The following is an 18911-nucleotide window of genomic DNA, read 5'->3' as shown; positions in this document are numbered from 1 at the left end:
GCTTTTTTAATATTATTACTTCTCGCTTTTATTGCTTGATAAGCTTGATAACTTGTGTGGCATTTTTAGAATGAACATTCATAAAATAAAGTCCAGAGGTTACATTTGTTATATTTATTATCTGAAGATTTTGACCATTTGTAAGATCAATAGTTTTAATTAATCTACCGTTAATATCAAAAATCTCAGCTTTAACCAATTCGATATTATTTAAATTGTTAAGAGTAAATGTTCCATTTGAAGGATTAGGATACACTTTTATTGAATTTTGTAAACTTTCAACATCTGCAATAGAAAGACTCATTTCGCAATTATAAACAGAAATATCATCTATATACCAGCCTTCTCTACCATTACAGCCATCGGTCCCCATTTCCATTCTAAATTGAATGGTTGAATTTGCAATAACACCTATAGATGATAAATTGATAAAGCTTCTTCCCCAACTTCCAGAAGACGAACCTCCATCAGAACCAGTAAATGCTAGTTCACCCGCCATTGGATTATCATTTCCACTCGTATTAAGAACTCCATTATAACCATTTTCGGTAAAGGCACTTGCAGGAATTATTGTCCACGCATTTCCATCCAAGCTATATTTAATATTCGATCCGTCCCAACTATCTTCTGTAGAAATATAATGCATAAAAGTCATTTCAAAAGTTCCAGTTTGTTGGTCTGGAATATTTATCACAGGACTCTCTAATCTAAGAATCCCGTTTTGTAAAGATGTTGTACAGTTTCCGTTTATTGGATCTATTCCAAAAATAGCCTGACCTGTTCTTCCGTCCGGTAAATTAGTATTAATAGCCCAATCTCTTGCTTCCCAAGACCCTGGATTTGATGCTATTTGAGACACAGTCCAATTGTTAAGTCCAGATTCCCAATCTTCTAAAAATATTGGCGCTAATGAAGCCGATTCACAAGGATCTGCAGTAGCCGATAGAATTGGCACATATCCACAAGAATCATCCGTACGAAGTTCTACGGCTAATAACACCTTATGAAGCTCGTCATAGTCTGCAGCAGTAATAATCTCACCAGAAAGGCCAATTGCCGCAGAGGTACTTAAACCTTCAAGATCAATTCCTAATAAATCTGTACACGAAGCTTCTAACGCATCGGCTAAAGAATAAAAATCACTAGTAGCTGTTAAGTATTCACTCTGAGCTCTCCAAAAAATGTGAGCTGCTTTAGTAAAACCAATTCCATTAATGGTTTGTCCATTATAAGTACCGCCATCGACTAAAAGAGCGTAAGCATGATTAGGAATTCCAGAATTTGAATGAACTCCTCCACTATCTCCAGTACCACAACTAAATTGACCATCGGTTAATTTTCCTGGGTCACCATTGCAATTAGGATTCCACAAATCTCTAATAGCTCCACCAAAAGCAGAAGCATCTTCTCCCATTTTCCATCTGTCTGAACTCCCACATCCTGTTCTTAAGGATTGGTCATCGTCTGCATCTTCGTAATTATTAAATAAATCTACGGTTTCTCCCCAAATATCTGAGAATGATTCATTCATTGCTCCAGATTGGTAGGCATAAATTAAACCACTTGTATATTCGGTATAGGCATGTCCCCATTCGTGAGCAATTACATCGTCTGAAGCAGTTCCATTGCAATAATTTGCGGTAACCCCATTCCAGTTGGCGTTAGGACAATTGATGTTCGGATTATTATTAATGGTTCTCATTCGTGCATCTGCACCATTATAACTTGTATATCCAAATGCATTATTAAAAAAGTTATATACATGCTCCGATGCCATAACTTCATTTTGCTGCCAAATACTTAAAGTTCCTGGAAATGTATCCCCTTCTTCCCAAACAACATTGCTTGTATTATTTTCATACACAACTCGATCTAAAGCATGAGCCATTCCTGTAAATTGCTCTGTAATTTCTCCGGAATGAGCGTTAACAAACACATATTCTCTAACATCTGCATCATTTCTAACCTCAACTTCGTAAACCAAGTATGTGCCTCCAAAAGAGTTATCAATTAATCCTTTTTGAAAAAGATATAAGTTGGTATCAAAAGCAAATAAAGCAACTCCAGAATTATTTTTATCTTGTTTATTTACCGTATCAATTGCAATATTACTTGCTTGAGCTTCAGTAATAGATGGGCTTGTGTTATTTTTAATATTTGGAATATAATTACCATTTATTGCCGTTAGCTTGTTGTCTGCATTAAAATGGAAGCGTAATTGTCCATCAAAAACTAGAACATTATTTTTCTTCTGATTTAAGACTAGATGCTTAAACCCATAATTATCAACCTTTACAGGTTCGAAACTAAAAGCACTCTCAATGGTTTGAAAAGGAAATAGATCTTTATTTGCAGTTAAAAACGATTTTACTTTATTCTGAATGGTCAAACCTTCTAATGAGAGAGGATTTGCTATTGGAAACTTAATAAATTCGGCAACCCCATTTAAGCTAACAGTAACCTTAGCATTTGTTTGCGATTCCAATTTTTTGATTGCATTTTGCATGTTTTGTGAAAAAGCCATAGAGCCAAGTAACACAAATCCAACCAAAAGGATGACAGATTTTTTCATTCGTAAATTTTTAAGTTGGGCGAATTTAAAATAAAAAAGCCTGAAAAAGTAAATTTTCAGGCTTGATTATTATGTGTTTAGATTGTTTTAACTAAAACATCTCTCTCCCAGAAAAATGAAAAGCGCTTTCAATAGCTGCATTTTCATCGCTATCACTTCCGTGAACTGCATTTTCTCCAATAGAAGCTGCATATAATTTTCTTATTGTTCCTTCGGCAGCATCTGCAGGATTTGTAGCACCAATTAAAGTTCTAAAATCTTCAACGGCATTTTCTTTTTCTAAAATAGCAGCTAAAATAGGACCACGAGTCATATATTCTACCAATTCTCCATAAAAAGGTCTTTCGCTGTGAACTGCATAAAAAGCCTCAGCATCCCCTTTTGTCATTTGTGTTAATTTCACTGCTACGATTCTAAAACCTGAAGCATTGATTTTCTCTAAAATTGCGCCAATGTATCCTTTTTCAACTGAATCAGGCTTAAGCATTGTAAATGTTCTGTTAGTTGCCATCTAATTTTTTTTTAATTTTATTCTGTAAATTTTTATTTTGATAAATAGGTCTTCATGAAATTACAATTGAAACATAGACAACAAAATGAATATATTATGCTTTTGTAATTTTGTGCAAAAGTAGTGTATTTCTTCAATAAAATCATAATTTTCATTATTAAAAAATTGTATCTTCGTTGCCTATGACCAAAGACGACATTCTCAAAGTAAAACAACTATTACAAACCCCTAAGCAAATTGTTATTGTTCCTCATAAAAACCCTGATGGTGATGCTATTGGATCTACCTTAGGTTTGTATCATTATCTTATAAAGAACAACCATAAAGCAACTGTTATTGCTCCAAATGATTATCCAGAATTTTTAAAATGGATGCCTGGAGAAGCTGATATTTTAAAATATGATTCTCAAAGAGAAAAATCCGATGACTTCATTTTAAAAGCAGATCTTATTTTTACATTAGATTTTAATTCGTTACATCGCATTGGCGATATGGAAGCTCCTTTAACTTCTAGTAAAGCGCTTAAAATCATGATTGATCATCATCAACAACCGGGCGACTATGCAACCTATATGTATTCGGATGTTAGCATGAGTTCTACTTGCGAAATGGTTTTTAATTTCATTGACATGCTTGGAGATAAAAACCAAATAGATGAGGACATAGCAAGTTGTTTATATGCTGGAATTGTTACAGATACTGGTTCGTTCAGATTCCCTTCTACCACTACTAAAACACATCAGGTAGTAGGTGAATTAATAGAAAAAGGTGCCAGTCATTCCGATATTCACAATCAGATTTTTGATAATAGCAGTTATGAACGCATGCAACTTTTAGGTAGAGCTTTAAGTAATTTAAAGGTTTTACCAGAATATAGAACGGCATTTATAACCTTATCTCAAGACGAATTAAACCAATTCAACTATAGAAAAGGCGATACTGAGGGATTTGTTAATTATGCGCTTTCTCTAAAAAACATTATTTTTGCGGCTATTTTTATAGAAGATTCACAAAATAACATCATAAAAATATCGTTACGTTCTAAAGGGAATTTTTCTGTAAACGAATTTTCCAGAGCTCATTTTGAAGGTGGTGGACATACCAATGCCGCTGGAGGAAAAAGCGATTTAGATTTAAAATCAACTGTTGAAAATTTTATTAGTATATTACCAAGCTATAAAAATGCCCTAAACAATGAGTAGAATAGTTATCATATTAGCATGTTCTCTGCTTCTAGTAGCTTGTAAATCGCCCGAAGCCAGAAGACCTATATCTTCAAAATCTGGTTCTTTTATTGATGCGTCTGTTGCAAGAAACATTAAATTAAATGAAAAAGAACAAGCTTATATCAAGAAAATCATGTCCGAAAATCCTGAAGAAGAATACATTGCTTCAGAAAATGGTTTTTATTATTTTTACAATATAAAACAAGCAGACAGCCTGATATCTCCTGATTTTGGAGACATTGTAAATTTTAATTATAATATAAAAACTTTAAACGACGACGTTATATATACCAAAGAAGACATAAAAACCCAAAATTATGTCATGGATAAACAAGAGCTATTTTCTGGGTTAAGGGAAGGATTAAAACTTATGAAAACTGGCGAAACGGTTACCTTCATGTTTCCTTCACAAAAAGCATTTGGTTATTATGGAGATGAAAATAGAATTGGCTTAAATGTGCCTTTAAAATGCGAAGTCTCCATAAATTCAATCATAGATAATTAACCTCAATATAATTTCAAATAAACACTATTTTTACAACCGAAAAAATTTATAACAATGAACATTTTAAAACATACTATGAAAATATTACTTCTGGCACTTTTAGTAAGTGTCTCATCTTGTGAAGAGCAAAAATACCCGGATTTAGAAGACGGAATCTATGCTGAATTTGTAACCAACAAAGGTATTATGGTCGCAAAATTAGATTATAAAGAGGTTCCTGTTACTGTGGCAAATTTTATAGCTTTAGTTGAAGGAACTCATCCAAATCTTCCAGATTCTTTAAAAGGAAAAAAATATTATGATGGAACAACGTTCCACAGAGTTATTGATAAATTTATGATTCAAGGTGGAGATCCTACTGGAACAGGTGCAGGAAGTCCTGGATATAAATTTTCAGATGAATTTCATCCAGCATTGAAACATGACAAGCCAGGCGTTTTATCTATGGCCAATTCTGGTCCAGGAACTAATGGAAGTCAGTTTTTTATAACAGAAGCTCCAACACCAAACTTAGATAACAGACATTCTGTTTTTGGGGAATTAGTAATAGGAATAGATGTACAAGATAGCATTTCGAATGTAGCAGTAAGTCCAGGTAATAACAAACCTGTAGAACCTGTAGTTGTAGAAGCTATTAATATTATAAGAGTAGGTGCAGATGCGGAAGCTTTTGATGCTGTAAAAGTTTACACGGAAGATTTACCTAAAATTGAAGAAAGACAAAAACAATTAAAGGAAGATGAAAACCAAAAGATTAAAGAAAGCGCTAAAGTTGCTGCTGAAACTTTTGTAACTAAAAATGCGGATTTAGCTGGTACTGTTAAAATTTTAGACACAGGAGTAGTAATGATCTTTACAAAACAAGATGAAGGGGCTGTAAAACCAAATGCATCTCAAAGTGTTTTAGTAAATTATGCAGGTTTCTTTGAAGATGGTAGTTTATTTGATACTTCTTGGGCAGATGTTGCTAAAGAAAACAATGTTTATAACGAACAACGTGACACACAAGGTGGTTATAAGCCATTCCCAATGATTTACAACGAAACTGCAAGTCTTGTTCCTGGATTTAGAGAAGCGATGCTTAACATGAATGTAGGAGATAAAGCACGTGTTTTTATTCCTAGTTATTTAGGTTACGGAGCAAATGGTATGGGACCAATTCCACCAAACAGTAATTTAGTTTTCGATTTAGAAATTATGGGATTAGTTGAATAACATCCTTTAAAATATAAAATAAAAAAGCAGCTCAATGAGCTGCTTTTTTTATACTTCTAAATATCATATTTACTTCTTAGGAATCTGTTTCAAAATCTCTAAAACAAACTTCCAATATTTTTGAGCTGAAGATATTTGAGCTCTTTCGTCAGGAGAATGCGCTCCTTTAATATTTGGACCAAAACTAATCATATCCATGTCTGGATAATTTTGTCCAAGAATACCACATTCTAATCCAGCATGACAAGCCGCAACATGTGCTTTTTGTCCATTCATTTTTTCATATAAACCATCTAAAACTTTTAAGATAGCCGAATCCATATTTGGCTCCCAGCCAGGATAATCTCCAGATAATTCTACTTCGCAACCAGTTAATTCAAACGTAGCACGTAGCATGTTGGCTAAATCCCATTTAGAACTTTCTACTGAAGAACGTGTTAAACAACCAATTTTAATAGCACCATCTTTAACAATTACTCTTGCAATGTTATTAGAAGTTTCCACTAAATCTGGAATATCTGCACTCATTCTATACACACCATTTAAGGCAGCATACAAAGCTCTTGTTAAACCTTCTTGAACCCCTAAGTCCATAATATTTTTTGGAGTCTCAGTTTTAGTAACTAGGATTTCCATATCTGGCTCCTTAGTTTTAAATTCTGCTTTTATCTCATTAGCATTATCAGTCATTTCAGCGATAAAGGCTTCTTCATGAATGGAATCAATAGCAACAATCGCTTTACTTTCTCTAGGAATGGCATTTCTTAAACTACCTCCATCAATTTCAGAAATACGTAATCCGAAATTTTCAAACCCATCAAACAGCAAACGATTCAATATTTTATTGGAATTTGCTAAACCTTCATGAATTTGCATTCCAGAATGTCCACCTTGTAACCCTTTTACGGTTATAGTAAATCCAGTTTTAAACTCAGGAGTTTCTTCTTCTTCATAAGTTCTTGTAGCAGTCACATCAATACCTCCTGCACAACCAACACCTATTTCATCATCTTCCTCGGTATCTAAGTTTAATAGAATCTCACCATGAAGCAAACCTCCCTTTAAACCCATAGCTCCTGTCATTCCTGTTTCTTCATCTATAGTAAACAAAGCCTCGATAGCAGGATGAGGAATATCTGTACTTTCTAAAATAGCCATAATAGTTGCAACACCTAAACCGTTATCGGCTCCAAGGGTTGTTCCTTTTGCACGAACCCAATCTCCATCTACATACATTTCGATGCCTTGAGTGGCGAAATCAAAATTAGTATCCGAATTTTTTTGGTGAACCATATCTAAATGCGATTGCATGACAATTGCTACACGATCTTCCATTCCAGAAGTTGCTGGTTTTCTAATAATAACGTTACCAACTTCGTCTTCTATAGTTTCAAGATTTAACTTTTTACCAAAATCTTTCATAAAGGCAATAACTTCTTCTTCTTTTTTGGAAGCTCTTGGTACGGCATTTAAGTCGGCAAATTTATTCCAAAGTTCTTTTGGTTCTAGGTTTCTTATTTCTGAATTCATATGAATGTTTTTTTGAAAGTTCAAAGATACAAATACCTCGCAGGTTTTTAAAACCTACAAGCAAGTATTACAAACATTTGTCTATTTTTGAAGGATGCTAAAAAACCCAAAACCATATATAGCCTTTTTAATAGTTCCATTATTTCTTATAGTGAAACTCTTAAAGCAGTTCCCAGAAGTTGTTGAACGCTATTATAGTTTAGGAATATATCCGGTAATTTCCAGTTTGTTTCGTTACACTTTAGGTTGGATACCGTTTTCTTTTGGAGATTTGCTTTACGCCTTCGCCATTATTTACATGATAAGATGGCTTATATTAAACAGAAGACGCATTATAAGAGATACCAAAAACTGGTTGATAGATGTTTTTGCCTTTATTTCAATTATTTATTTAGCCTTTCATTTATTTTGGGGTTTTAATTATTACAGATTGCCTTTACATGAAAGTTTAAATTTAAAAGCAGATTATACAACAGAACAACTTATTTCTGTGACTGAAAAACTGATAGAAAAATCGAATGCACTTCATTTGGAACTTGCTAAAAACGATTCGGTTAAAATAGACATCCCATATAGTAAAAGTGAGATTCTATCTTTAGTTCCAGAAGGTTATGAAGCTTTAGAAAACCAATTTCCACATTTAGAATATCATCCAAAAAGCATCAAAAAATCGTTGTTTAGTTTGCCTTTAACCTATATGGGTTTTAGTGGTTATCTAAATCCCCTAACGAACGAAGCACAAATTAATAGTCTGATTGTGCCTTATAGATTTCCTGTAGTAGCATCTCATGAAGTAGCACATCAATTGGGTTACGCTAAAGAAAATGAAGCTAATTTTATTGGAGGTTTGGCAGCCATAAACCATGAAAACATTTATTTTAATTATAGCGGTTATACTTTTCTATTAAAGCATTGCTTACTAGAAATTTATAAACGTGACACCGATTTGTATTTCGAAACTTTAAAAACTATCAATCCAGGTATTTTGAAAAATTATCAGGAAGTTCAAGATTTTTGGAACAGTTATCAAAATCCTGCGGAGCCTCTTTTTAAAAGCACCTATAACAGTTATTTAATTGCTAACAATCAAGCAAATGGTATGGAAAGCTACAGTTATGTAGTCGCTTTAATTGTAAATTATTTTAATTATTAAGTTTTTCATATATTTACATAACATGGTTCATATGAAAAATTCCGTTTTAATATTTTCAATTTTTATAAGCTCTTTTTCTTTTGCGCAATCAATAGACCAAGGGACAACGCTTAAAAAAAATTATGATCTTCTTGAAGGTTTTACAAATGAGTACGTTTATTCCTTAACGGATAATAGCAGACACATTTCTTTACAAATTCAAAATTTCGATAACAGAAACCCTAATATCGAATTTTATTCTGACCCATATTCTTATAAAAAAAATAGGTTCTTGGATTTTTCTGACTATAAATTAACAGATGAGCTGAAAAATGTTATGTTAGAAATTCCTGGTTTAGACAGACCAATAGATTATGACCCACGCGATAATTAGTTTAACCATTGATTATCGATTTTATATCACATAAAAAAAGCGAGCTAATTTAAATTAGCTCGCTTTTTTTTGATAATGTTTAGAAATTCTAATTTACAAATTCTGCTTTTTCTGGCTTCGCAAAAACGCTAGATTCTATAGCTTTATCGCTAACTTGTACATTAATGAAATTAGTGCTCTTTTTAGCTTCAGTTGGCTTGTCGTCTTTAAAGCCATATCCTACAATTGTTTGTGGTAATAATAAACCGTTCACTTCTTGCCAGTTATCATATCTTCTAAAGTGCAATTCTTTTTTATCTATTCCTGGCACAAAACTTACCGTATATCCTAACCATTCCATTTTGAATGTTTCAGGATTGTAGTACAACACATAACGATCTTCTGGTGTTTCTCCAACGCCTGCATTATAGGTTACTTGAATACCTGGATATGTTACACCTTCAAAAACTAAAGGTTCTGCTTCTGCATAGTTAATCCCGTCATCTGCCAAGATAAAAGGCATGGCATAAAAATAGAACATTAGGTTATAGTAATATAAAGGATCGTAACCTTTATACTCCCCTTCAGCCTTATTTAAAAACCAAGCTTTAGAACCGTCAAAGCCTATATTTACTGTTGCACTTTCAATTAAAGCCTCTCTAGAGTATAAGTTTGTTGTAGTAACTTCATTTCCTTCTGGTTTTTCCATGGTAAATGCCAAGGTCTTCAGAGATTTCCATGCATCAATGCCACCGTGAGCATCAAATACCTTAGTCAGGTTTTCAGGGTAGTTATCTTTTTCTACTTCAACAACTTCTATTACGTCGTCTGCAGTTTCTACGACTTCCGGTTGCGTATTGTTTTGCTTACAAGCAGAAAATACAGATACTAGTGTTATTGCAAAAAGGTACTTTTTCATCAAATAATTTTTTTTATGGTTGTATTACTTTGTCGAAGTGCCAAAATAAACATTACAAAAAAAAGCCTCAGTATAACTGAAGCTTTTATAACTTAAGTTTAACGTATGTATTTATTTAATTATTAGTTTTTCTTTTATTATAAAACTTTCACCTTTTAATTCTACAAAATACATGCCTTGCGACAAATTAGAGACATTAAAACTTATTTTATTATTATTTGAAATGCTATTGATTTTACTTACCAGTTTCCCTTGAACATTATAAATATTTACCACTAAATTTTCAGCTACAGCTTTATCAAACTGAACATGAACAGTATTATTTGCAGGATTTGGATACATACTATATAGTACTGTAGAAAAATCGTTTACAGAAAGCGTTGTAACAAATTCTGTTTCAAATGTATTTGTAGTAATAGCCGGGTTAAAATCGAAATAGATATCTGCCGTATTTGGTATAATATCGCCATCTTGGTAACCCGCTAATGGTTTCACTTTAAAGTAAACATAACCATGACTATTTGGTTCATCCATACTTTCGCTTGGTAGATTAATAGCATCAAAGTTCCAAATTAAATTATTATCTGTTCGTGTTACTACATAATCATGACTCGCGTTTAACATTTTAAATGTACTAGCATCTAATTGACTATCTAGAACGTCTTCCACCCTTACTTCTAAAGCTTCGGCTGTTCCTAAATTTTGGAAGTTTATTGTATAATATAAATAATCTTGATCCGTAAAATCGTCTAATTTAATTTCTGGTCCGTGAGATTCTATTTTATTATTTGGATCGTAAGAATTCACAATGGCTTCTGTTAAGGAAGAAGCATTGTTATTTATATTAATATCCGTCTCATTATAAACGACAGAGTTTGTAATATAATCGCCAATATTTAAACTGGTCGACACATTTAATTGCACAGAAACCTGTTCTTCATATCCTGGAGTTAAATTATTGAAATTTAAAATAAAACCTGTAGGTGTATTCGTAATCGTATTTCCAGTATCGACACCCGAAACTGTATTAAGAGTGACTAAATCATCATGTGTAAATTCAATAGAACCTGAAACCGGTAAGCTCCCTAAATTCTCTACTACAAGATAGTTGATTAATGTTTGACCTGGTCTTGGTGGTACATAGGATATAATATGAACGGCAATATCATTACAATCTGACAGCTGTGTTAAAGGGAAATTTACTTCACTAATTTCACCTTCTACAGGCACAACATCTTCCACTAAAGTAAATGTTTGATTTAGACAATCTTGATAACCATCGTACATAACAAAACTAATATCATAACTATTACCTGCTTCTGTATTAGGAATAGCAAAATTTCCGTTTGAAGAATTAACGTAATTTATAATGCCATCATTGTTTACTTCATAAGTAAAAACGCCTGCATTAAAGTTCGTTTCTGAAGCGTCAAAAACAGTATTGCTATTTTCATCATAAAAGGCATTTACATGAATAACTCCAACGGCATCTTCGCAATACAAGTAAAAACTAATTGGTGTAAGAAAAGAACTATTTGCGCAACTAACACTCGCATCTGACTGCACAAAAACTGTAATAGTGTCTCCTGAAGAAGTAAATGTTAATCCTGTTAAATCTCCATTATTTCCATAAGGGTTTGCTTCATTTAAATTGGTGACTCCATCAGAATCTAAAATAAGTAATTCATCCCAGTCATTCTCTACTTTACCTGCAGTAAAAACAATTGTTAGAGGTGCGCCGTTTTCACTCGTATATGTGTATTCTGTTGTATTATTAGCTTCATAACAAAAAGTATCACTTTGTTGGCAAGCAATTGCACATTCTGTATCTATAATTAATTCTAATGTAGTAATAACTATACAACCTGCTAATAGATTCTCTACACGTGCATAAACGGTTTGTAGATTTGGAACGGTATTATAATACGCAGTAGCATTTAAAGCATTTGTAGCTATCATTGCATCTGCTTCCGTTTCATAATAACTTATTGCATAAGCGTTAGGATCTAATCCTTCTAAAATCTCTGTATTTTTTTCGGTTAGATTAAATAAATAAAGTCCATCTTCTACGCCATCATAATCACAAGAAACAAATGGAGTTGGCGTGTTAATTGCAGTTCCATCTTCTACACTGATCACAAAATTACCATAACTTATACATTCTGAATTTAATACTTGTGCTCTAACAAAAATAGTTTGGGGATTACTAGTATTAGTATAATTATCTGGTAAAGAAATTACATTCGTTTCATTGTATGCATCTTCTTGCGTTTCAAAAAAGGTAACTTCTTCTGGTTGTATGTTTCCATTTAAATGTTGTTCTATATGTGCAAATAAATCAAAGGATGAAACTCCACCTGCATCACATTGTATTAAATCACCTATATTTTCTAACACAACACCACTATTTACATTCAAAAAGCATTCCGCTATACTATAACAAGCATTTGTTTGGGCTTCTACTCTTGCGTAAATTACTTGGTTATTTGCCGTTTCATTTTCATATACATCTGGAAGCATATTGACGGCATTTTCAGCATCGCTATAAGATGTATAATAAGAAACCGTATTATCCGTGTTTCCCCCTGTAATATCATTATCCATATCGGACAATTGAAAAGTTGCAAAACCAACATTTGTTGGACACATTAAAAGTTCTGACGCATATATTTCTGGAAATAAATTCACAACTAAATTAAACATGGTGGTCTCATAACTACCTGAATCAATATCTTGAACTCGAACATAAATGGTTTCTGGATTCGAAATATTAGAATAGTACTCTGGATTTGCGATTGCATTCGTATCGTTTTCAGCATCTACTATACTTGTATAATAACTTACAATACTGCATGTACTTCCACCAGTTATAACTTCTGTCTGAACAGTTAAATCAAAGTCCACATCTGTTTCAATTACATTACAAGTCTTTAAATCTTCTAGTGCTTCTCCAGAAACAGTTACGTATAAAATAACTGTTTCGGTTACGGTTTGGTATGCTCCTAAACTTGGATCGTAATAATTTACTTCTGCTGTATAGGTTTCGTTAATGGTTGGACAAACATTAATACTCGTATCTGTAGTTATTAAAACCCCAGCTTCGTTATACCAAGCATATTCATTCTCAAAACCATTTCCAGCAGGACTAAAACGCCAAGATTCGTTAGTTGCTTCCCATGCTCCTGTATTTCTTCCAGGTGGAACTACAGCTTCCGTTCCTGCAGGGTTCTGAATTCCTAAAACAGCATTACCACTATTCCAAGTTTGGCAAACTGGTTTATCTAATATATGTACTTCTATAATATTTGTAGTTTCATACAAAACAACCATTTGTGTTGTTTTTAAATCCTCACAATCATATTGTGCTACATTAAAAAAGCTAGCTACAAACATTCTATTAGGAGCTGCTCCAAAAACTTCGTAACCAATTTCATGATCTCCATTACCTGCAGACGGATATACATCATGTCCTGCCCAAAAAATATTAGCTTGACTTAATGTTGTATTCGTATTATTAGGTAAAGATTCTCCAAAGGACCAACCATTAGGGCCACCAGCGTTACTAACATTAAAGGAAATAACACCATTAGCTCCAATGATTAATGAATCATATGTTTCTCCATAAAACGAAAAAGTAAATGGCAAAATAACTTCATCACTCCAAATATCATCTATGTTTGAAAATAGCTGGTTTTCTAATCCACTATAACTTGCTGGAGGATTGTTTGGAATACTCGCAACATTATAATTTAGAGTAGGAGACGGACCATCAAAATCTATGGTTAAGTCTGAACAACCTGTTGTACAATCTTTCACCTGAGAAATAATAGAAGACTGTGAATAATGGTTTAAACTAAATAAAAAGCTAAGTAATAATAAAAGTAATTTTTTCTTCATAATAGTGTAAATTTGGACTCACAAGATAAGTAAACTCATGGTGTTTAAACAAATTACAAGTACACAAAATTCCTACATAAAAGAATTGGTGCTTTTAAAAGATAAATCTAAAAACAGAAAACAGTCTGGTTTATTTTTAATTGAAGGTGCTCGCGAAATTGATCTAGCAATCAAAGGAGACTACAAAATAGACACCATATTATTCTATCCAGAATTATTCTCAGAAGAGCAACTTAATAGCTTAAAAGCCTCGCAAAATAATACCATAGAAATATCTAAAGACGTTTACCAAAAACTAGCTTATAGAGAAACAACCGAAGGTGTTATTGCAGTTGCCAAAACCAAAGAATTTTCGCTTAAAAACTTAAAGTTTAAAAATGAAAACCCTTTAATATTAATTGCCGAAGCTCCTGAAAAACCTGGAAATATTGGAGCGCTCTTACGTACAGCAGATGCCGCCAATGTAGATGCTGTTATTATTGCCAATCCAAAAACCGACTTATACAATCCAAACATTATTCGTTCGAGTGTTGGTTGTATTTTTACAAATCAAATTGCAACTGGAACGACTCCAGAAATCATTCAGTTTTTAAAAGAACATAAGATTTCCATTTATTGCGCCGCTTTACAAGCGAGTAAAAATTACCACACACAAGATTTTACAAAACCTTCTGCTTTAGTTGTTGGAACGGAAGCAACTGGACTTAGTGCAGAATGGACGGAAAATTCCTATCAGAATATCATCATTCCTATGCAAGGTGAAATAGATTCTATGAATGTATCTGTAGCTGCAGGAATTCTTATTTTTGAAGCTAAAAGACAAAGAAATTTTTTGTAATTTGAAATTGTCATTCCGAACGAATGTGAGGAATCTCTTTTAAGATTCTTAAGATTTCTCGACAAGCTCGAAATGACAAAAGACTAAATTTAAATATGACTGCCACTACCCTATTCTACATTATTATTAGCATTTTAATTATCAGTTTTATCTTGGATAAAATCCTTGACGCTTTAAATTCCAAACATTTTAACGATCCAGTTCCTGAAGAACTACAAGATGTTTATGAGGATGCCGAATACAAGAAATCTCAAACTTACAAGAAGACAAATTACAAATTTGGGTTATTAACATCTACATTTTCAATTGTTTTAACTCTTGGATTTTTATTTTTAGATGGCTTTGAATATGTGGACAATATTGCTAGAAGTTATTCTGAAAATCCAATTTTGACAGCTCTTATTTTCTTCGGAATAATTATGATAGGAAGCGATGTTTTAACAACACCTTTTTCCTACTATCAAACCTTTGTAATTGAAGAACAATTTGGCTTTAATAAAACTACAAAAAAAACATTTGTTCTAGATAAAATTAAAGGCTGGCTCATGTTAGCTATTGTAGGCGGTGGTATATTAGCACTTATTATTTGGTTTTACCAATTCGCTGGAGATAATTTTTGGTTGTATGCTTGGGCTCTAGTTACGGTCTTTACCGTTTTTATGAATATGTTTTATGCTAAATTAATTGTGCCTTTATTCAATAAGCAAACTCCTTTGGAAGAAGGCGATTTACGAAATAAAATTTCCAATTACGCTAAAACTGTTGGTTTTAAACTCGATAAAATATTTGTAATTGACGGCTCTAAACGAAGCACCAAAGCCAATGCCTATTTCTCTGGATTTGGAAGCGAAAAACGGGTGACATTATACGATACCTTAATAAACGACTTAGAAGATGAAGAAATTGTTGCTGTTTTAGCACACGAAGTGGGTCATTATAAAAAGAAACACATCATTTTTAATCTAATCGCCTCCGTGTTGCTAACCGGATTAACACTTTATATCTTATCCATTTTTATTTCAAATCCATTACTTTCAAACGCTTTAGGTGTTGACATTCCAAGTTTTCATATTGGATTAATTGCTTTCGGCTTACTTTATGCTCCAATCTCAGAAATAACAAGTTTAATTATGAATTGGTTTTCTAGAACCTTTGAATATCAAGCTGATAATTATGCAAAAAACACCTATAAAGCAGAGCCATTAATTTCTTCACTTAAAAAATTATCTAAAAACAGTTTAAGCAATTTAACGCCTCATAAAGGCTATGTTTTTATGCATTATTCTCATCCAACATTGTTAGAAAGAGTGAAAAATTTAAAATTATAACCAAACCCCTCTTTTTTAAAAAAATTTCTTGTTTTAAATACCATAAAGTCGCTAAACATCTTATATTTATATAAATTACTTCCATTTACAAACTTCATAGTACCAACTATTTTAAGTAGAAAAGGATTGTAAATTCGTTTCGTTTATACTATTTTTAAATTTATGACAGAACTAGAGCTAGAGAATGAAAATGTTGCTATTGCTAAGGCTTATAAAGAATTACTTCGTGTAAGTTATAGAACGCTTACAGACGATGACAAAAAACTTATAAGGAAGGCTTTTGATGTTGCTGTAGATGCACATAAAGACCAACGAAGAAAATCAGGAGAGGCTTATATTTTCCATCCCATTGCAGTGGCTAAAATTGTGGCACAAGGAATTGGTATGGACGCAACTTCTATTGCTGCCGCATTACTTCATGATGTGGTTGAAGATAATGAAGACTACTCCATTACAGATATTGAGCAATTATTTGGTGAAACCGTTGCAAAAATTGTCGATGGCTTAACTAAAATTTCCTCTTTAGACACCGAAATGGATGTGTCTCTGCAAGCTGAAAATTTTAGACGTATGCTTCTAACATTAAATGACGATGTTAGGGTAATTATCATTAAAATAGCAGATAGGCTTCATAACATGCAGACTATGGAATCCATGCGCTCTGACAAGCAAGTTAAAATTGCCTCAGAAACCCTGTATATTTATGCCCCTTTGGCTCACAGAATTGGACTCTACAATATTAAAACAGAACTTGAAGATTTAGGTTTAAAATACACAGAACCTGAAGTATATAAGGATATTCTTACTAAGATAAAAGAGAGCAAAGAAGAACAAGATGCTTATATAACCGAGTTTAATAATGTTATAAAAACCTCGCTAGATAAGGAACAATTAAATTACACCATCAAAGGCCGACCAAAATCCATTTTTTCCATTCGAAGGAAAATGCAGAATCAAGGGGTTTCCTTCGATGAAGTTTACGACAAATTTGCAGTAAGAATAATTTACAAATGTAATCCTGAAGAGGAAAAATTTCTTGCATGGAAAATTTATTCCATAGTTACCGATCATTTTAGACCGAATCCTACTAGGCTTCGAGATTGGATTTCATCACCAAAATCGACAGGATATGAAGCATTACATATTACTGTTGTTGGACCAAAAGGACGTTGGGTTGAAGTTCAAATTAGAAGTGAACGTATGAACGAAATTGCCGAAAAAGGCTTTGCAGCTCATTATAAATATAAAGAAGGTAGCGTTAAAGAAGACACACTTGACACTTGGGTGGCCAAACTTCAAGAAGCTTTAGAAAACCACGAAACCAATGCTGTAGATTTTGTTGAACAGTTTAAGCTTAATCTTTATTCAAAAGAAATATTTGTCTTTACTCCAAAAGGAGAACTTAAGTCATTACCAAAAGGAGCAACACCTCTAGACTTTGCTTATAGTATTCATACCGAAGTTGGCATGAAAACTCGTGGCGCTAAAGTTAACGGGAAGCTGGTGCCTTTAAGTCATGAACTTAAAAGTGGGGATCGTGTAGACATTTTAACTTCAGATGCGGCGAAACCTAACCCTAACTGGTTAGATTATGCTACGACTGCAAAAGCGAGAAGTAAAATAAAATCGGCACTAAAGGAAGACAAGAAAATTATAGCTGAAGATGGTAAAGAAATTCTAAGACGAAAATTAAAGCAGTTAAAAATTGTTTTAAACGAGAAATCTGTAAACGAATTAGTAAGTCATTTTAAACTAAAAACCAGTTTAGATTTATTTTACAGAATAGGTGTTGGAACCATTGATAATACCATGCTTAAAGAGTATGCTTCGTCTAGAAGTAATGCTTTTATGAGCTATATTAAAAACAAAATCTCTCGAAAACAGAACCTTACTCAAGAAGAACTTGACAGAGATGAAATAACCTCTAAGTACGATTTATTAGTGTTTGGGAAGGAAGAAGAAAAACTAGATTACAAATTAGCCAGTTGTTGCAATCCAATTCCTGGAGATCCTGTATTTGGTTTCTTAACCATTAATGATGGTTTAAAGGTGCATAAAAAAAATTGTCCAAATGCTGTAAGCCTCCAATCTAACTATGCATACCGAATTATGCTTGCGAAATGGATTGATTCCTCTCAGCAGGAGTTCGCAGCCCAAATAACTTTATCTGGAATTGACAACCTTGGTCTTGTAAACGAAATTACCAAAGTCATTTCATCTAATATGCACGTGAACATGAAAAGTATAAGCTTTCAAAGTGATGATGGTATTTTTTCCGGAAAAATAAATGTGATTGTAAAAAACATCACCCTTCTTAAAAAACTTATGGACAACCTAAAAAAAATTAATGGTATCGATAAAGTATCTAGAGTTTAAAAAATAATGTAAATTTGCAACTGAATTATGAGTTTAAAAACAGATACTAAAAATCAGGAAATTGTAAAAAATGTTTTTACGGCTTATTTGGAACAAAAAAGTCACAGAAAAACACCTGAGCGTTACGCCATTTTACAAGAAATTTATAATAGCGAAGTACATTTCGATATCGAATCTTTGTACCTAAACATGAAAAACAAAAAGTATCGTGTTTCTCGTGCAACGTTATACAATACCATAGAATTATTATTAGAATGTGGCTTAGTTAGAAAGCACCAATTTGGCCAAAACCAAGCGCATTACGAAAAATCGTATTTCGACAAACAACACGATCATGTTATTTTAACAGATACTGGTGAGGTTATCGAATTTTGCGATCCAAGAATACAAAGCATAAAAAAAACAATTGAAGAGGTTTTTGATATTGAAATCACAAACCACTCACTCTACTTTTACGGCAACAAAAAAACAACCAAATAACTTATTTAC

The 18911-nt window shown here is 32.8% G+C and carries 14 protein-coding genes; 9 read left to right on the top strand and 5 right to left on the bottom strand.

Annotated features, from left to right (window positions below):
* Positions 1 to 28: 28 nt before the first annotated feature.
* Both IEV77_RS15525 and IEV77_RS15520 read right to left on the bottom strand, forming a co-directional pair.
* A complete protein-coding gene (locus tag IEV77_RS15525) occupies positions 29 to 2572 on the bottom strand; it encodes a M4 family metallopeptidase (RefSeq protein ID WP_188466483.1) in 2544 nt (847 codons plus the stop codon).
* A gap of 91 nt (positions 2573 to 2663) precedes the next feature.
* Positions 2664 to 3083: a nucleoside-diphosphate kinase gene (locus IEV77_RS15520; protein WP_188466481.1), complete on the bottom strand. Its 420-nt coding sequence runs from the start codon at positions 3081 to 3083 to the stop codon at positions 2664 to 2666.
* 182 nt (positions 3084 to 3265) lie between these two features.
* Between IEV77_RS15520 and IEV77_RS15515 the strand changes: the two genes are divergently transcribed.
* The 3 genes from IEV77_RS15515 to IEV77_RS15505 all read left to right on the top strand — a co-directional run bounded on the left by IEV77_RS15515 (position 3266) and on the right by IEV77_RS15505 (position 6029).
* Complete coding sequence (locus IEV77_RS15515) at positions 3266 to 4285, top strand: DHH family phosphoesterase (protein ID WP_188466479.1); 1020 nt, start codon at positions 3266 to 3268, stop codon at positions 4283 to 4285.
* Positions 4278 to 4814, top strand: coding sequence for a gliding motility-associated peptidyl-prolyl isomerase GldI (gene gldI / locus IEV77_RS15510; protein WP_188466477.1), 537 nt, complete (start codon positions 4278 to 4280; stop codon positions 4812 to 4814). Before IEV77_RS15515 ends, gldI begins: the two co-directional genes overlap by 8 nt.
* Before the next feature lie 75 nt (positions 4815 to 4889).
* Positions 4890 to 6029, top strand: a complete 1140-nt coding sequence (locus IEV77_RS15505; protein ID WP_188466475.1) for a peptidylprolyl isomerase — start codon at positions 4890 to 4892, stop codon at positions 6027 to 6029.
* 69 nt (positions 6030 to 6098) lie between these two features.
* On the opposite strand, the gene IEV77_RS15500 is transcribed toward IEV77_RS15505, so the two are convergent.
* Complete coding sequence (locus IEV77_RS15500) at positions 6099 to 7559, bottom strand: aminoacyl-histidine dipeptidase (protein ID WP_188466474.1); 1461 nt, start codon at positions 7557 to 7559, stop codon at positions 6099 to 6101.
* A gap of 94 nt (positions 7560 to 7653) precedes the next feature.
* On the opposite strand from IEV77_RS15500, the gene IEV77_RS15495 reads away from it, so the two are divergent.
* Together IEV77_RS15495 and IEV77_RS15490 are read left to right on the top strand one after the other, a co-directional pair.
* Complete coding sequence (locus IEV77_RS15495; RefSeq protein ID WP_188466473.1) at positions 7654 to 8712, top strand: DUF3810 domain-containing protein; 1059 nt, start codon at positions 7654 to 7656, stop codon at positions 8710 to 8712.
* A gap of 31 nt (positions 8713 to 8743) precedes the next feature.
* Positions 8744 to 9085: a hypothetical protein gene (locus IEV77_RS15490; RefSeq protein WP_188466472.1), complete on the top strand. Its 342-nt coding sequence runs from the start codon at positions 8744 to 8746 to the stop codon at positions 9083 to 9085.
* 88 nt (positions 9086 to 9173) lie between these two features.
* Here the strand turns inward: IEV77_RS15490 and IEV77_RS15485 are convergent, their stop codons facing one another.
* Both IEV77_RS15485 and IEV77_RS15480 read right to left on the bottom strand, forming a co-directional pair.
* Positions 9174 to 9983, bottom strand: a complete 810-nt coding sequence (locus IEV77_RS15485; RefSeq protein WP_188466471.1) for a DUF6503 family protein — start codon at positions 9981 to 9983, stop codon at positions 9174 to 9176.
* Between the two features lie 111 nt (positions 9984 to 10094).
* Positions 10095 to 13880, bottom strand: coding sequence for a T9SS type A sorting domain-containing protein (locus tag IEV77_RS15480; protein WP_188466470.1), 3786 nt, complete (start codon positions 13878 to 13880; stop codon positions 10095 to 10097).
* A 37-nt stretch (positions 13881 to 13917) separates the two neighbouring features.
* Here IEV77_RS15480 and IEV77_RS15475 point away from each other — a divergent pair, with 37 nt between their 5' ends.
* From IEV77_RS15475 to IEV77_RS15460, 4 genes are all read left to right on the top strand, one after another.
* Positions 13918 to 14718: a TrmH family RNA methyltransferase gene (locus tag IEV77_RS15475; protein ID WP_188466468.1), complete on the top strand. Its 801-nt coding sequence runs from the start codon at positions 13918 to 13920 to the stop codon at positions 14716 to 14718.
* 95 nt (positions 14719 to 14813) lie between these two features.
* Positions 14814 to 16046, top strand: coding sequence for a M48 family metallopeptidase (locus IEV77_RS15470; RefSeq protein WP_188466466.1), 1233 nt, complete (start codon positions 14814 to 14816; stop codon positions 16044 to 16046).
* Between the two features lie 162 nt (positions 16047 to 16208).
* On the top strand, positions 16209 to 18422 hold the full coding sequence (locus IEV77_RS15465) for a RelA/SpoT family protein (protein WP_188466464.1): 2214 nt from the start codon (positions 16209 to 16211) through the stop codon (positions 18420 to 18422).
* 27 nt (positions 18423 to 18449) lie between these two features.
* Positions 18450 to 18902 (top strand): Fur family transcriptional regulator, encoded by a 453-nt coding sequence (locus IEV77_RS15460; RefSeq protein WP_188466462.1) that lies wholly within the window; start codon positions 18450 to 18452, stop codon positions 18900 to 18902.
* Positions 18903 to 18911: the final 9 nt, after the last annotated feature.

The organism is Xanthomarina arctica, from assembly GCF_014638915.1.
GTDB lineage: Bacteria > Bacteroidota > Bacteroidia > Flavobacteriales > Flavobacteriaceae > Xanthomarina > Xanthomarina arctica.
The sequence above is the reverse complement of the archived record's forward strand: the minus strand, read 5'-3'. Positions and strand labels throughout refer to the sequence as shown.

Excerpts from the sequence above, each read along its gene's own strand:
- IEV77_RS15525 (WP_188466483.1), bottom strand. The coding sequence starts at position 2,572 with ATGAAAAAATCTGTCATCCTTTTGGTTGGATTTGTGTTACTTGGCTCT.
- IEV77_RS15520 (WP_188466481.1), bottom strand. The coding sequence starts at position 3,083 with ATGGCAACTAACAGAACATTTACAATGCTTAAGCCTGATTCAGTTGAA.
- IEV77_RS15515 (WP_188466479.1), top strand. The coding sequence starts at position 3,266 with ATGACCAAAGACGACATTCTCAAAGTAAAACAACTATTACAAACCCCT.
- gldI (WP_188466477.1), top strand. The coding sequence starts at position 4,278 with ATGAGTAGAATAGTTATCATATTAGCATGTTCTCTGCTTCTAGTAGCT.
- IEV77_RS15505 (WP_188466475.1), top strand. The coding sequence starts at position 4,890 with ATGAAAATATTACTTCTGGCACTTTTAGTAAGTGTCTCATCTTGTGAA.
- IEV77_RS15500 (WP_188466474.1), bottom strand. The coding sequence starts at position 7,559 with ATGAATTCAGAAATAAGAAACCTAGAACCAAAAGAACTTTGGAATAAA.
- IEV77_RS15495 (WP_188466473.1), top strand. The coding sequence starts at position 7,654 with ATGCTAAAAAACCCAAAACCATATATAGCCTTTTTAATAGTTCCATTA.
- IEV77_RS15490 (WP_188466472.1), top strand. The coding sequence starts at position 8,744 with ATGAAAAATTCCGTTTTAATATTTTCAATTTTTATAAGCTCTTTTTCT.
- IEV77_RS15485 (WP_188466471.1), bottom strand. The coding sequence starts at position 9,983 with ATGAAAAAGTACCTTTTTGCAATAACACTAGTATCTGTATTTTCTGCT.
- IEV77_RS15480 (WP_188466470.1), bottom strand. The coding sequence starts at position 13,880 with ATGAAGAAAAAATTACTTTTATTATTACTTAGCTTTTTATTTAGTTTA.
- IEV77_RS15475 (WP_188466468.1), top strand. The coding sequence starts at position 13,918 with ATGGTGTTTAAACAAATTACAAGTACACAAAATTCCTACATAAAAGAA.
- IEV77_RS15470 (WP_188466466.1), top strand. The coding sequence starts at position 14,814 with ATGACTGCCACTACCCTATTCTACATTATTATTAGCATTTTAATTATC.
- IEV77_RS15465 (WP_188466464.1), top strand. The coding sequence starts at position 16,209 with ATGACAGAACTAGAGCTAGAGAATGAAAATGTTGCTATTGCTAAGGCT.
- IEV77_RS15460 (WP_188466462.1), top strand. The coding sequence starts at position 18,450 with ATGAGTTTAAAAACAGATACTAAAAATCAGGAAATTGTAAAAAATGTT.